This window comes from Caballeronia sp. SL2Y3 (genome assembly GCF_022879575.1).
Classification (GTDB): Bacteria; Pseudomonadota; Gammaproteobacteria; order Burkholderiales; family Burkholderiaceae; genus Caballeronia.
Genome location: NZ_CP084260.1, coordinates 1,670,142 through 1,682,353, shown reverse-complemented (window position 1 = coordinate 1,682,353; position 12,212 = coordinate 1,670,142). Strand labels below are relative to the sequence as shown.

Here is a 12,212-nt window from a genome sequence, read left to right as displayed (position 1 = left end):
AGGTTCCTCGCGATGGCGAGGGCTTTTCTTCGCTTTCCCCGATTTTGACATGCGGCGCAAGAACCATGCGTCGCGCCGGCTTGCATCGCGCCCGCGCCGCAGCCTATGATCCGCGCTTTGATCTTCGGAAAGAGCGATGGCAAGCCTCAGTCTCATGAAGTCGCGCGCGCGGTGGCTGCGGATCGCGTTGACGTGTGTCGCGTTGACGTGCATAGCGAAGGCGAACGCCGCCGATCTTGCGCCCATTAAGCTCGCGATGATCGAAGGCATGTCCGGGCCATTTGCCAACGCGGGCGCGGCGGTCGAGCGCAATCTGCGCTTCGGCGTCGAGCGGGTGAATGCGCGAGGCGGCGTCAAGCTGGCGGACGGCATGCATCCGCTCGAGCTCGTCGTGCTCGACGGCAAGGGCAGCAGCGAGGCGAGTCTCGTGCAGTTGCGCGCGGCCATCGACGAGAAAATCGGCTTCGTCATGCAGGGCAACAGTTCGGCGGTGGCGGCGGCGCTGGTCGCGGCCATCGACAAGCAGAACGAGCGCGAGCCGGAGCATCGCGTCCTGTTCCTGAATTACTCCGCCGACGATCCCGCGCTCAGCAACGACGCGTGCAGCTTCTGGCACTTCCGTTTCGACGCGCACGCCGGCATGCGCATGGACGCGCTCGCAGACGCGCTGCAAGGCGATCGCGCCGTGAAGAAGGTCTATCTGCTGAATCAGGACTACAGCTTCGGCCACGACGTGAGCCGCGAGGCGCGGCGCGCGTTGCATGAAAAGCGGCCCGACATTGCGATTACGGGCGACGAGTTTCATCCGGTCGGGCGCGTGAAGGACTTCGCGCCGTATATCGCGAAGATTCGCACGAGCGGCGCGGATGCCGTCATCACCGGGAACTGGGGCAACGACCTGACGCTGCTCGTGAAGGCGGCGCGGGAGCAGGGGCTCGGCACGAAGTTCTACACGTTCTACGGCAACAGTCTGGGCGCGCCCGCCGCGCTCGGCGATGCCGGCGTGAAGCGCGTCATCGCGGTCGCAGACTGGCATCCGAACGCGGGCGGCGCGGCCTCCGACGCGTATTACCGCGCGTTCCGCGCCCGTTTTCCCGCCGCCTCCGACGATTACCTCGTGCTGCGCATGCCGCTCATGATCGACATGCTCGCCACCGCCATGACGCGCGCCGGCAGCGCGGACCCGCTCGCCGTGGCGCGCGCGCTCGAAGGCATGCAGTTCGATGGCGCCGGCTTCCATCCATCGACCATGCGCGCGTCGGATCATCAACTGATACAGCCGCTCTACGTGATGGAGATGGACAAGGCCGGGACGCCGGGCGTGCGCTTCGACAACGAAGGTTCCGGCTACGGCTTCCGCACGCTGCTATCGGTGCCCGCCGCCGACACCGCGCCCCCGACCACGTGCAAAATGACGCGCCCGTCGCGTTGAGCGCATGGAGCCGTCCGCTCGGGAAAGCGCGGTGTGCTATACTCTGCGCTTCGTTTTTGGCTGGATGTGTGCCTGCAAGGCGCGCGCAATGCCGGGAACGAAGTGAAATTGGGTCCGACTCGTCGAGTTGTCGAGTTGGGCCTGTCGACGCAATCCACGGCACGGCCTTTCTTCCGTGACCGCCTGTCTGTATCAAAGGAAAAGCAAATGTCCGTAGCAGAAATCAAGAAGTCCGACGTCGTCGCTGAATACGCGCGCGGCGCCAACGATACCGGCTCCCCCGAAGTGCAAGTCGCACTGCTCACGAGCCGCATCAACGAACTGACCATCCACTTCAAGGCCCACACGAAGGATCACCACAGCCGCCGCGGTCTGCTGCGCATGGTCAGCCGTCGTCGCAAGCTGCTCGACTACCTGAAGGGCAAGGATGCGGATCGTTACCGCTCGCTGATCGAAAAGCTGGGTCTGCGCAAGTAATTGGCCTCTGGCGTGGCTTCGCGGCCAGTGTTCTAACGAAGTGCCTGTGTCAGTTCGCTGATGCAGGCATTTTGTTTTTGCGCGATCCGCTCGCGAAGTGGTGCCGGATCGGTTTCATCGGCCGGCACTTCGTAGTTAGTCGTTCTCGGCAGTCATCGCTTTACCCGACACTCGGTCCAGCCTCGCGGCAGAGCTTTGTGTCATTCCAGCGCGGCCCCGCGGCCCGTTCGCGCGCCGCCCTGGAATGGCATAACACACCTCTCACGCGCGGCCCGGGACCGTCCCGCCCAGCGCCGCAGAGACAGCTCACGCGCTCGACCGAAGGCGCGGCGCAACATAGAAGGAGTCGCAATGTTTAATAAGATCGTTAAAGAGTTCAAGTGGGGGCAACACAACGTCCGCCTGGAAACGGGTGAAATCGCGCGTCAGGCAAGCGGCGCGGTGATCGTCGATGTCGAAGACACCGTGGTGCTCGCGACCGTCGTCGGCGCGAAGACGGCGAAGCCGGGCCAGGATTTCTTCCCGCTGACCGTCGACTATCTGGAAAAGACCTACGCCGCCGGCAAGATTCCGGGCGGCTTCTTCCGTCGCGAAGGCCGTCCGTCGGAAGGCGAGACGCTCATCTCGCGCCTGATCGACCGTCCGCTGCGCCCGCTTTTCCCGGAAGGCTTCTATAACGAAGTGCAGGTCGTGATTCACGTCCTGTCGCTGAATCCGGAAATCCCGGCCGATATCCCCGCGCTGATCGGCGCGTCCGCTGCGCTCGCGGTGTCCGGTCTGCCGTTCAACGGCCCGGTCGGCGCGGCGCGCGTCGCCTACATCAACAACGAGTACGTGCTGAATCCGACGCGCGCGCAGATGAAGGAATCGGCGCTCGATCTGGTCGTCGCGGGTACGGAGCGCGCGGTGCTGATGGTGGAATCCGAGGCGCAGCAGCTTTCGGAAGAAGTGATGCTCGGCGCGGTCGTGTTCGGCCACGAGCAGATGCAAGCCGCAATCGACGCGATCCACGAACTGGTCCGTGACGGCGGCAGGCCCGAGTGGGACTGGCAGCCGGCGCCGAAGAACGAGGCGCTGATCGCGCGCGTCACCGAAATCGCGAAGCCGGAACTCGAAGCTGCGTATCAGTTGCGCAACAAGCAGGCGCGCTCGACGAAGCTGAAGGAAGTCTATGCAGCGACGTCGGCGAAGCTCGCCGAGGAAGCGGCGGCATCGGGAACGGCAGCTGCGGATGCGGCCACCGTCGGCAACGTCCTGTTCGACATTGAAGCGAAGATCGTCCGCTCGCAGATCCTGAACGGCGAGCCGCGTATCGACGGCCGCGACACGCGCACGGTGCGCCCGATCGAAATCCGCACGGGCGTGTTGCCGCGTACGCACGGCTCGGCGCTCTTCACGCGCGGCGAGACGCAGGCGCTCGTGATCGCGACGCTCGGCACGAAGGGCGACGAACAGAACATCGACGCGCTCGAAGGCGAATACCGCGAGCGCTTCATGCTCCACTACAACATGCCGCCGTTCGCCACGGGCGAAACCGGCCGCGTCGGTTCGCCGAAGCGCCGCGAAATCGGCCACGGGCGCCTTGCCAAGCGCGCGCTCGTCGCGTGCCTGCCGAGCGCCGACGAATTCGGCTACTCGATCCGCGTCGTGTCGGAAATCACGGAATCGAACGGTTCGTCGTCGATGGCTTCGGTCTGCGGCGGCTGTCTCGCGCTGATGGACGCCGGCGTGCCGATGAAGGCGCACGTCGCCGGCATCGCGATGGGCCTGATCCTCGAAGGCAACAAATTCGCGGTTCTGACCGACATTCTCGGCGACGAGGATCACCTGGGCGACATGGACTTCAAGGTGGCCGGCACCGCGCAAGGCGTGACCGCGCTGCAGATGGACATCAAGATCCAGGGCATCACGAAGGAAATCATGCAGGTCGCGCTCGCGCAGGCGAAGGAAGGCCGCATGCACATCCTCGGCAAGATGACCTCGGCGGTGCCGGGCACGAACACGGAACTGTCGGAATTCGCGCCGCGCATGATCACGCTGAAGATCAATCCGGAGAAGATCCGCGACGTGATCGGCAAGGGCGGTTCGGTGATCCGCGCGCTGACCGAAGAGACGAACACGACCATCGACATTTCGGACGACGGCGTCGTGACCATCGCGAGCACGAGCGCCGAAGGCATGGCCGAGGCGAAGAAGCGCATCGAGAACATCACGGCGGAAGTGGAAGTGGGCCAGGTGTACGAAGGTCCGGTGCTCAAGCTGCTCGATTTCGGCGCGATCGTGAATATCCTGCCGGGCAAGGACGGTCTGCTGCACATCTCGGAGATCGTCAACGAGCGCGTGAAGGACATCAACGATTACCTGAAGGAAGGCCAGGTCGTGAAGGTCAAGGTCATCCAGACGGACGAGAAGGGCCGCGTGCGTTTGTCGGCCAAGGCGCTCTTGCACGAAGCCGCGCAACAAACCGAACCGACGCAGCCGCAGCAGTAATGCGGTAATGTGTAGACGGCCGGCCGCATCCGCGAGCCGGCCGTTTTCTTGTATGGCGTCAATTGGACGATGCGGGACGATGCAGGACTATGCATTGTCCGATGCGTCGCCGGACCCGATGGCACTGTGGAGCGTGAATTGCTCGGCGCGTGCACAGCGCCATCCGGTTCGAGCCGTTCGAATCGATCCATCCCGCCATGCCCATCCAGGGGAATGCTATGAAGGCCGTCGAAATCACCGAGTTTGGCGCACCCGAAGTTCTCAAGCTGGGCGAGCGCCCGATGCCCGAAGCCGGCAAGTGCGAGGTGCTCATCAAGGTGGCGGCTTCCGGCGTGAACCGGCCGGACGTCTTTCAGCGCAAGGGCGCCTATGCGCCGCCGCCGGGCGCGTCCGACCTGCCGGGACTGGAAGTGGCGGGCGAAATCGTCGACGGCGACCTCGATTCGAAGCACAACCCGTTCGGTCTCAAGAAAGGCGATCGCGTGTGCGCGCTGCTCGCGGGCGGCGGCTATGCCGAGTATGCGGTGGCGCCGCTGGAGCAATGCCTGCCGGTGCCGGCCGGTTTGTCCGATATCGAAGCGGCATCGCTGCCGGAAACGTTCTTCACGGTATGGAGCAACGTCTTCGAGCGCGCGCATCTCGGCTCGGGCGAAAACGGCGACGAAGAGACGCTGCTCGTGCAAGGCGGTTCGAGCGGCATCGGCGTCACGGCCATCCAGATTGCGCGCGCGCTCGGCTTTCGGGTGTTCGCGACCGCGGGCAGCGACGAAAAGTGCCGCGCGTGCGAGACGCTCGGCGCCGAGCGGGCGATCAACTACAAGACGGAGGATTTCGTCGAAGTGGTGAGGTCGCTCACGAACGATCGTGGCGTCGACGTGATTCTCGACATGGTCGCGGGCGACTACCTGCCGCGCGAGCTGAAGGCCCTCGCTGATGGCGGGCGCATCTGCGTGATCGCGCTCCTGGGCGGCGCGAAGGCGGAAATCAACCTCAACGACATTCTGCGCCGCCGGCTCGTCATCACCGGCTCGACGCTGCGTCCGCGTCCCGTCGCGTTCAAGGCGAAGATCGCCGCGAAGCTGAAGGAACGCGTATGGCCGGAAATCGAGGCAGGGCGCATCAAACCGGTCATTCACCAGGTGTTTCCGGCAAGCGAGGCGGCGGCCGCGCATGCGCTGATGGAAAGCAGCACGCATGTCGGCAAGATCGTCCTCGACTGGACGGAGAACGGGCAACAAAGCGGGCAGTAGACGCGACTCGGTTATCGGCGGTTTGACCGAGTTATCTGTAACACAGTAAAATCGCCTGTTTTGCAAGCAGTTCGCAGTTTGTAGCGGTTCATTCCCATAACGCGGCGGCTGATTGAAAAGCACGGCCGCTATAACTAAAGCGGCTGTCGCAAGCCGCCGAGTGACGAGACAATGTCGAGACAACGAGCGAAACTGGTGGTCGGCAACTGGAAGATGCACGGCCGCATGCAGGAAAACGCGGTTCTGCTGACCGAGGTGGCGTCGGGGGCATCGGCTCTGCGCAACGGCGTGGACGTCGGCGTGTGTGTGCCGTATCCGTATCTCGCGCAGGCGCAGGCGCTGCTGGACGGCTCGGTGGTGCGCTGGGGCGTGCAGGACGTGTCGGCGCATGCGCAGGGCGCGTACACAGGCGAAGTCGCGGCCGAGATGACGCTCGACTTCGGCGCGACCTACGCGATCGTCGGGCATTCGGAGCGTCGCGCGTATCACCAAGAAACGCCGGAACTGGTCGGAGCCAAGGCGCGCCGCGCGCTCGAGGCGGGACTGACGCCCATCGTCTGTGTCGGCGAAACGCTCGGCGAACGCGAGCGCGAAGCGACGGAGCAGGTCATCGGCGCTCAACTAGATGCGGTGCTTCTGATGCTGGACGAGGAGCAGGCGGCGCGCATTGTCGTCGCGTACGAGCCGGTCTGGGCGATCGGCACCGGCAAGAGCGCGACGGCCGACCAGGCGCAGCGCGCTCACGCGTTCCTGCGCAAGAAGCTGGCCGAGAAGGGTGCCGCCGCAGCCGAAGTGCCGCTGCTCTATGGCGGCAGCGTCAAACCCGAGAACGCGCAGGAATTGTTCGGGCAACAAGACATCGACGGCGGGCTGATTGGCGGCGCGTCGCTGAAGTCGAAAGATTTTCTTGCGATCTGCGAGGCAGCGCGAACCGTGTTGCAATAAGCGGTTCGTGGCGAAAGCAGTCGAAAGAGCATGTCGCGACACGTGAGTGTCGCGGAAACATCAAGATCCAGGTGAGTTGAAATGCTGTATTTGAAGACATTGATTATCGTCGTCCAGTTGCTGTCGGCGCTTGGCGTGATCGGGCTCGTGCTGCTACAGCACGGAAAGGGCGCCGACATGGGCGCGGCGTTCGGCAGCGGCGCGTCGGGCAGTTTGTTCGGCGCGACCGGCTCGGCGAACTTTCTTTCGCGTACCACCGCTGTGCTCGCCGCGATCTTCTTCGTCACGACGCTCGCGCTCACGTACCTCGGAAGCTACAAGCCGCAGACTTCGGCAGGCGTTCTCGGCGCAGGTCCGACGTCTGCTTCTTCGCCTGCTGCGGCAGGAAAGAGCGCTTCGGCTCCGGTGAGCGCGCCCGCGTCGGCCGCTGCTGCCACTTCTGCACCCGGCGCGGACGTGCCGAAATAACGCCAAAACAAATTTTCGCGAAATTCGTGTTTTGTGCGTTGAACAATTCGTGGGACCTAGTTATAATTCAAGTCTTGAAGCGATTCGCGGCAATTAAGAAGTTTGTTTTCCCGGATTGCAGTACAGTGCCGACGTGGTGAAATTGGTAGACACGCTATCTTGAGGGGGTAGTGGCGAAAGCTGTGCGAGTTCGAGTCTCGCCGTCGGCACCAAAAGTTATCCAATGCCAGCCGCATGCATCGCTTCGGCTGGCATTGTCACTTCTGGAGTACCCTTACGATATCGTTGATATCGTGAGCGGTCCCAAGTGAATCCCGTCGCCGGGTGGTCTGTCCCGGCAAGCATCTCAATCATCACTGACCGAAACTACCGATCAGAGGAAAGCCTTGAACCTCGCACCCTATTACCCCGTCTTCTTGTTTCTTGTGGTGGGCCTTGGTTTAGGTATAGCGCTGGTCAGCATCGGCAAGATTCTCGGTCCCAACAAGCCCGACACCGAAAAGAATGCCCCGTACGAATGCGGCTTCGAAGCATTCGAAGACGCGCGTATGAAGTTCGATGTGCGCTACTATCTCGTCGCAATTCTTTTCATCATCTTCGACCTTGAGACGGCGTTCCTGTTTCCGTGGGGCGTGGCCCTGCGCGACATCGGCTGGCCCGGCTTCATGGCCATGATGATCTTTCTGCTCGAATTCCTGCTCGGCTTCGCCTACATCTGGAGAAAGGGCGGTCTCGACTGGGAATGACGGGTAGATCACCGGATTCATGGGCGGCTTTGGCTGGCTGCTCATCTGGAGTGGAAATCAAATGAGTATCGAAGGGGTCTTGAAGGAAGGCTTTGTCACCACCACGGCTGACAAGCTGATCAACTGGACGCGCACCGGCTCCCTGTGGCCGATGACGTTCGGTCTCGCGTGCTGTGCGGTCGAGATGATGCATGCGGGCGCCGCCCGTTACGACCTGGACCGCTTCGGCGTGGTGTTCCGTCCGAGCCCGCGCCAGTCCGACGTGATGATCGTCGCCGGCACGCTGTGCAACAAGATGGCGCCCGCGCTTCGTAAGGTGTACGACCAGATGGCCGAGCCGCGCTGGGTCATTTCCATGGGTTCGTGCGCGAATGGTGGTGGCTACTACCACTATTCGTACTCCGTCGTGCGCGGCTGCGACCGTATCGTTCCGGTCGACGTCTATGTCCCGGGCTGCCCTCCGACGGCCGAGGCGCTGGTCTACGGCGTGATCCAGCTGCAGGCGAAGATCCGCCGCACGAACACCATCGCCCGTCAATAAAGGCCTGAGCCTCCCCAACTATGGCAAGCAAACTCGAGACCCTCAAAGCGAACCTCGAGGCGGCGTTTGGCGACCGTCTCCAGAACATCACCGAGTCGCTGGGTCAGGTGACGGTCGTCGTGAAGGCGGCCCATTATCTTGAAGTCGCGACCCGGCTGCGTGACGACCGCTCGCTCGGCTTCGAGCAGCTGATGGACCTCGCCGGCATCGATTATTCGACCTTCGGCGACGGCGTCTACGAAGGCCCGCGCTTCGCGGCCGTCGTTCATCTGCTCTCCATTTCGAACAACTGGCGCCTGCGCGTGCGCGTGTTCGCTCCGGACGACGAAGTGCCCATCATCCCGTCGCTCGTCGATATCTGGTCGTCGGCCAACTGGTACGAGCGCGAAGCATTCGACCTGTACGGCATTGTGTTCGAAGGCCACCCCGATCTGCGCCGCATTCTCACGGACTACGGCTTCATCGGCCACCCGTTCCGCAAGGACTTCCCGGTGACGGGCTTCGTCGAAATGCGCTACGACCCGGAAGAGAAGCGCGTCGTGTATCAGCCTGTGACGATCGAGCCGCGCGAAATCACGCCGCGCGTGATCCGCGAAGATCGTTATGGTGGTCTGAAACATTAAGAGAGCGTCATGGCAGACATCAAGAACTACACGCTGAATTTCGGCCCGCAGCACCCTGCCGCGCACGGCGTGCTGCGCCTCGTGCTCGAACTCGACGGCGAAGTGATCCAGCGCGCCGATCCGCACATCGGCCTCTTGCATCGCGCGACCGAAAAGCTCGCCGAAACCAAGACCTTCATTCAGTCCGTGCCGTACATGGACCGTCTCGACTACGTGTCGATGATGGCGAACGAGCACGCCTACGTGATGGCCATCGAAAAGCTGCTCGGCATCGACGTGCCGATCCGCGCGAAGTACATCCGCGTCCTGTTCGACGAAATCACGCGCGTGCTGAACCATTTGATGTGGATCGGCTCGCACGCGCTCGACGTCGGCGCGATGGCGGTCTTCCTCTACGCGTTCCGTGAGCGCGAAGACCTGATGGACGTGTACGAAGCCGTCTCGGGCGCGCGCATGCACGCGGCGTATTACCGTCCGGGCGGCGTCTATCGCGATCTGCCCGACGCAATGCCGCAATACAAGGTCTCCAAGATTCGCAATGCGAAGGCGCTGGAGAAGATGAACGAGAACCGTCAAGGTTCGCTGCTCGATTTCATCGAAGACTTCTTCAATCGCTTCCCCGGCTATGTCGACGAGTACGAAACGCTGCTCACGGACAACCGCATCTGGAAGCAGCGTCTCGTCGGCATCGGCGTGGTCAGCCCCGAGCGCGCGTTGCAGCTCGGCTTGAGCGGCGCGATGCTGCGTGGTTCGGGCATCGAATGGGATCTGCGCAAGAAGCAGCCGTACGAAGTCTACGATCAACTGGACTTCGACATTCCGGTGGGCGTGAACGGCGACTGCTACGACCGCTATCTCGTGCGTGTCGAGGAAATGCGTCAGTCCACGCGTATCGCCAAACAGTGCATTGCCTGGCTGCGCAAGAATCCCGGCCCTGTGATGGTCGATAATCACAAGGTTGCGCCGCCGTCGCGCGTCGGCATGAAGAGCAACATGGAAGAGCTGATTCACCACTTCAAGCTCTTCACGGAAGGCTTCCACGTGCCGGAAGGCGAGACCTACGCCGCGATCGAGCATCCGAAGGGCGAGTTCGGCATCTATCTCGTGTCGGACGGCGCGAACAAGCCGTATCGCCTGAAGATCCGCGCGCCTGGTTTCGCGCATCTGGCCTCGCTGGACGAGATGGCGCGCGGCCACATGATCGCCGACGCCGTCACGATCATCGGAACGCAAGACATCGTGTTCGGCGAGATTGATCGCTGATTCCGTCGTCCGCTCGCACGGCGCGCTCGTTGGCCGGGCCGCCGTTGCGCTGAATCGAGCGCAAAGCGTTGAAGCAATTACAGGAAACCGCAGGACGCCAGGTCTGCCGCAATAAGATGCCCGCGGCAGGTTTTCGTTCGGTAGGAATTGAAAGAGTCGTGTCTGAAAATGATCTCAGCTGAAGGCCTGAAAGAAATCGATCGTGCGATCGCGAAGTATCCCGCCGAGCAGAAGCAGTCGGCGGTGATGGCTGCGCTTGCTGTCGCTCAGGAAGAGCACGGATGGCTCTCGCCCGAACTCATGAAGTTCGTCGCCGACTATCTGAGCATGCCGCCAGTCGCGGTGCAGGAAGTCGCCACGTTCTACACGATGTACGAGCTCGCGCCGGTCGGTAAGCACAAGATCACGCTCTGCACGAACTTGCCCTGCCAGCTCGGCCCGGACGGCGGCTCGGATAGTGCTGCTCAGTATCTCCGGCAGAAGCTCGGCATCGACTTCGGCGAAACCACGCCCGACGGCAAGTTCACGCTGAAAGAAGGCGAGTGCTTCGGCGCGTGCGGCGATGCGCCTGTCGTGCTGGTGAACAACCATCGCATGTGCAGCTTCATGAGCCGCGAGAAGATCGACCAGTTGATCGAGGAACTATCGAAATGACGTCTCTCCACGATCGTCACATCAAGCCGCTGATCCTCGCTGGCCTCAATGGCGAGAACTGGCATCTCGAAGATTACGTTGCGCGCGGCGGCTACAAGCAGCTGCGCCGCATTCTGGAAGAGAAGATTCCGGCCGAGCAGGTGATTGCCGACGTGAAGGCGTCGGGTCTGCGCGGCCGCGGCGGTGCGGGCTTTCCGACCGGCCTGAAGTGGAGCTTCATGCCGCGTCAGTTCCCGGGGCAGAAGTATCTCGTGTGCAATTCGGACGAAGGCGAGCCGGGCACGTTCAAAGACCGCGACATCCTGCGCTGGAACCCGCACGCGCTGATCGAAGGCATGGCCATCGGCGCGTATGCGATGGGCATCACCGTCGGCTACAACTACATCCACGGCGAGATCTGGGAAGTCTATAAGGTGTTCGAAGCGGCGCTGGAAGAAGCGCGCGCAGCCGGCTATCTCGGCGCGAACATCCTCGGCTCCGGCTTCTCGTTCGAGTTGTACGCTCACCACGGCTACGGCGCGTACATCTGCGGCGAAGAAACCGCGCTGCTCGAATCGCTGGAAGGCAAGAAGGGCCAGCCGCGCTTCAAGCCGCCTTTCCCGGCGAGCTTCGGCGTGTACGGCAAGCCGACCACGATCAACAACACCGAGACGTTCGCTGCGGTGCCGTTCCTGCTGGAAATCGGGCCGCAGAATTACCTCGAAATCGGCAAGCCGAACAACGGCGGCACGAAGATTTTCTCGGTGTCGGGCGACGTGAATCGTCCGGGCAACTATGAAATTCCGCTCGGCACGCCGTTCTCGACGCTGATGGAACTGGCGGGCGGCGTGCGCGGCGAGTCGATCAAGGCGGTGATTCCGGGCGGGTCGTCCGCGCCGGTGGTGCCGGGCGAGATGATGCTCGCGACCGATATGGACTACGATTCGATCGCCAAGGCGGGTTCGATGCTCGGCTCGGGCGCGGTCATCGTGATGAACGAAACGCGGTGCATGGTGCGTTCGTTGCTGCGCCTGTCGTACTTCTATTACGAGGAGTCGTGCGGTCAGTGCACGCCTTGCCGCGAAGGCACGGGCTGGCTGTATCGCGTGGTGCATCGCATCGAGCACGGCCTCGGCCGCAAGGAAGACCTGGATCTGCTGAATTCCGTCGCCGAAAACATCATGGGCCGCACGATCTGCGCGCTCGGCGATGCGGCGGCCATGCCGGTGCGCGGCATGCTGAAGCACTTCTGGAACGAATTCGAATATCACGTCGAGCACAAGCACTGTCTCGTCGGCGGGCACGCGCATCATGCGGCGTCCGAGGCGCTTACCGCGTAATCAG

The 12,212-nt window shown here is 62.7% G+C and carries 12 protein-coding genes and 1 tRNA gene; all 13 read left to right on the top strand.

Annotated elements, in window-relative coordinates:
* The first annotated feature begins 154 nt into the window (after positions 1-154).
* The 13 genes from LDZ26_RS07935 to nuoF all read left to right on the top strand — a co-directional run bounded on the left by LDZ26_RS07935 (position 155) and on the right by nuoF (position 12,208).
* On the top strand, positions 155-1,432 hold the full coding sequence (locus LDZ26_RS07935; RefSeq protein WP_370650671.1) for a branched-chain amino acid ABC transporter substrate-binding protein: 1,278 nt from the start codon (positions 155-157) through the stop codon (positions 1,430-1,432).
* A 207-nt stretch (positions 1,433-1,639) separates the two neighbouring features.
* Positions 1,640-1,909, top strand: coding sequence for a 30S ribosomal protein S15 (gene rpsO / locus LDZ26_RS07930; RefSeq protein WP_175944121.1), 270 nt, complete (start codon positions 1,640-1,642; stop codon positions 1,907-1,909).
* Positions 1,910-2,260: 351 nt separating this feature from the next.
* Complete coding sequence (pnp, locus tag LDZ26_RS07925; protein ID WP_244846726.1) at positions 2,261-4,399, top strand: polyribonucleotide nucleotidyltransferase; 2,139 nt, start codon at positions 2,261-2,263, stop codon at positions 4,397-4,399.
* A gap of 218 nt (positions 4,400-4,617) precedes the next feature.
* Complete coding sequence (locus LDZ26_RS07920; RefSeq protein ID WP_244846723.1) at positions 4,618-5,649, top strand: NAD(P)H-quinone oxidoreductase; 1,032 nt, start codon at positions 4,618-4,620, stop codon at positions 5,647-5,649.
* Between the two features lie 171 nt (positions 5,650-5,820).
* Positions 5,821-6,594: a triose-phosphate isomerase gene (tpiA, locus tag LDZ26_RS07915; protein ID WP_244846721.1), complete on the top strand. Its 774-nt coding sequence runs from the start codon at positions 5,821-5,823 to the stop codon at positions 6,592-6,594.
* Between the two features lie 81 nt (positions 6,595-6,675).
* Positions 6,676-7,062, top strand: a complete 387-nt coding sequence (secG, locus tag LDZ26_RS07910; protein ID WP_244846719.1) for a preprotein translocase subunit SecG — start codon at positions 6,676-6,678, stop codon at positions 7,060-7,062.
* Between the two features lie 127 nt (positions 7,063-7,189).
* Positions 7,190-7,274, top strand: a tRNA-Leu gene (locus tag LDZ26_RS07905).
* Positions 7,275-7,448: 174 nt separating this feature from the next.
* Complete coding sequence (locus LDZ26_RS07900; protein WP_159836469.1) at positions 7,449-7,808, top strand: NADH-quinone oxidoreductase subunit A; 360 nt, start codon at positions 7,449-7,451, stop codon at positions 7,806-7,808.
* Positions 7,809-7,869: 61 nt separating this feature from the next.
* On the top strand, positions 7,870-8,349 hold the full coding sequence (locus LDZ26_RS07895; protein ID WP_006052903.1) for an NADH-quinone oxidoreductase subunit B family protein: 480 nt from the start codon (positions 7,870-7,872) through the stop codon (positions 8,347-8,349).
* A gap of 20 nt (positions 8,350-8,369) precedes the next feature.
* A complete protein-coding gene (locus tag LDZ26_RS07890; RefSeq protein ID WP_244846717.1) occupies positions 8,370-8,972 on the top strand; it encodes an NADH-quinone oxidoreductase subunit C in 603 nt (200 codons plus the stop codon).
* Positions 8,973-8,981: 9 nt separating this feature from the next.
* On the top strand, positions 8,982-10,235 hold the full coding sequence (locus LDZ26_RS07885; protein WP_244846715.1) for an NADH-quinone oxidoreductase subunit D: 1,254 nt from the start codon (positions 8,982-8,984) through the stop codon (positions 10,233-10,235).
* Between the two features lie 168 nt (positions 10,236-10,403).
* On the top strand, positions 10,404-10,889 hold the full coding sequence (gene nuoE, locus LDZ26_RS07880; protein WP_244846713.1) for an NADH-quinone oxidoreductase subunit NuoE: 486 nt from the start codon (positions 10,404-10,406) through the stop codon (positions 10,887-10,889).
* Positions 10,886-12,208 carry an NADH-quinone oxidoreductase subunit NuoF gene (nuoF, locus tag LDZ26_RS07875; protein ID WP_244846712.1) on the top strand — a complete coding sequence of 441 codons (1,323 nt, stop codon included), beginning with the start codon at positions 10,886-10,888 and terminating at the stop codon, positions 12,206-12,208. Before nuoE ends, nuoF begins: the two co-directional genes overlap by 4 nt.
* The last annotated feature ends 4 nt before the right edge of the window (positions 12,209-12,212 follow it).

Coding starts and splice junctions, on each gene's coding strand:
- LDZ26_RS07920 (WP_244846723.1), top strand. CDS start 4,618: ATGAAGGCCGTCGAAATCACCGAGTTTGGCGCACCCGAAGTTCTCAAG.
- pnp (WP_244846726.1), top strand. CDS start 2,261: ATGTTTAATAAGATCGTTAAAGAGTTCAAGTGGGGGCAACACAACGTC.
- nuoF (WP_244846712.1), top strand. CDS start 10,886: ATGACGTCTCTCCACGATCGTCACATCAAGCCGCTGATCCTCGCTGGC.
- nuoE (WP_244846713.1), top strand. CDS start 10,404: ATGATCTCAGCTGAAGGCCTGAAAGAAATCGATCGTGCGATCGCGAAG.
- rpsO (WP_175944121.1), top strand. CDS start 1,640: ATGTCCGTAGCAGAAATCAAGAAGTCCGACGTCGTCGCTGAATACGCG.
- LDZ26_RS07890 (WP_244846717.1), top strand. CDS start 8,370: ATGGCAAGCAAACTCGAGACCCTCAAAGCGAACCTCGAGGCGGCGTTT.
- LDZ26_RS07885 (WP_244846715.1), top strand. CDS start 8,982: ATGGCAGACATCAAGAACTACACGCTGAATTTCGGCCCGCAGCACCCT.
- LDZ26_RS07935 (WP_370650671.1), top strand. CDS start 155: ATGAAGTCGCGCGCGCGGTGGCTGCGGATCGCGTTGACGTGTGTCGCG.
- LDZ26_RS07895 (WP_006052903.1), top strand. CDS start 7,870: ATGAGTATCGAAGGGGTCTTGAAGGAAGGCTTTGTCACCACCACGGCT.
- tpiA (WP_244846721.1), top strand. CDS start 5,821: ATGTCGAGACAACGAGCGAAACTGGTGGTCGGCAACTGGAAGATGCAC.
- secG (WP_244846719.1), top strand. CDS start 6,676: ATGCTGTATTTGAAGACATTGATTATCGTCGTCCAGTTGCTGTCGGCG.